The organism is Xenorhabdus innexi (assembly GCF_002632485.1).
Classification (GTDB): domain Bacteria; phylum Pseudomonadota; class Gammaproteobacteria; order Enterobacterales; family Enterobacteriaceae; genus Xenorhabdus; species Xenorhabdus innexi.
In genome coordinates this window covers 1-1452 of the sequence record NZ_NIBU01000166.1, presented here as the reverse complement: position 1 = coordinate 1452, position 1452 = coordinate 1, and the positions used below count along the sequence as shown (strand labels likewise).

Genomic DNA, 1452 nt, shown 5'->3' with positions numbered 1-1452 from the left:
ACCAGATGCTCCAAATCCTCATCGATTTTGTCCAGCAGCAGGATCAGTTCAAACGCCTGGGCTTTTTCCGTTTCTTCCAGTAAAGGCCGCAGGCCACGAATGCTGAAAAACTGAAAACGGGCCGGAAAAGCAAAGTACTCCTGTAACTGGCGATAACCACTGAACGAGCGCGGATCATTGGGGAGTAATGCCTGCTCATCCTCAAACCCTTCGTGATGGGGGCAACTCTCCGGCAGGACCCGATAGCGGGGCGCCTCACCGACGGTCTGCCCGACCATGCCGACGCAGTGTTCCATCAGCAGTTCCAGTAACTGTTGAGACTGGATATCCGGGCCGGACAGAAAGAACACCAGTTTGTCGAGGTTCAGTTCATTAAGGAAGAATTTGCCTTTGCAGGTCAGCTGGACCCGTAACGCGCTGACCGCCCCGCACTGATGAAGCTGTAACGATGTCAGGGGAAGATTCGCCGGGATTTTCCCCAGCGCCACCGTTTGCAGTTGCAGGGGTTGCAGAACCACATCCTGTGCGGTGCTGTACTGTAAAGTAATGCCCTCTTTTTTCAGGGTCTGGCAGTGCATCAGTGTTCCGCGCGGCACTAAAAACCCGTGGCTGATATCCCCCTTGCGGGTATCGGGCTGGAGTTCGACAACGGTCATTGACGGGGTGGGGGCCAGATAATTGGGGTAGAGCATCTCCAGTAACTGTTGGGAAAAGTGCGGGAACTCCGCATCCATTTTCAGCTGAATGCGGGAGGTCAGAAACGCGAAACCTTCCATCAGCCGTTCAACATAGGGGTCAGCTACCTCAATCCCGTGCATGCCCAGCCGGTTGGCGACTTTCGGGTAACGCTCGGCAAATTCCCGCCCCATCTCACGTAAATAGATGAGTTCACGATTGTAGTACTCAAGCAGTTTGCTATCCACACTGTCTCCTCTCGTTTTTGGGGGAGTCTATCCCGTTTACCTATCCGGCTTCTTTGATCGTGAAATAACCATTTTCTAAATCAATATCACTGCGGAACAGGAATTCCAGTGGCCAGGGAACACACCATAAAAAGCCGCTGATCTCGATGGATAAGGTGTTGTATAAGGTCAGGGAGTCGGAGTCAGAAACACAATTGACCTCCAGCCCTTCGGGAATAATGCGGGGTTCAAACACATGTATCGCCTTGATGATTCTATGTTGGATATCTTCCCATCTCATTTCAGATATGTGTTTACCGGTCAACGGCTCCAGGCCAAAGTTATAGACGGAGCAACAGATTTCCGGATACAGGGAAAGATTCTGCTCGGATTTACCGTTGACACAATTGAGTAACCATTGTAAATCCCGCAACAGATGCTGGCGTAACAGGCTGTGTGATATCAGGTGATGACTGGTGGCCTCTTTTTTCTTATCGGGGTCATTATCCGTGAGCCTGTCCAGCAGGGAAGGCTGCATTTTGTCTCTGGC

At 51.6% G+C, this 1452-nt stretch carries 2 protein-coding genes; both read right to left on the bottom strand.

Annotated features, from left to right (window positions below; translation table 11 throughout):
• Positions 1-923: type VI secretion system baseplate subunit TssF (gene tssF / locus Xinn_RS20755; protein ID WP_099137808.1), on the bottom strand; the 923-nt coding region annotated here is incomplete at its 3' end.
• Positions 924-963: 40 nt separating this feature from the next.
• Positions 964-1452: type VI secretion system baseplate subunit TssE (gene tssE, locus Xinn_RS20750; protein ID WP_099137807.1), on the bottom strand; the 489-nt coding region annotated here is incomplete at its 5' end.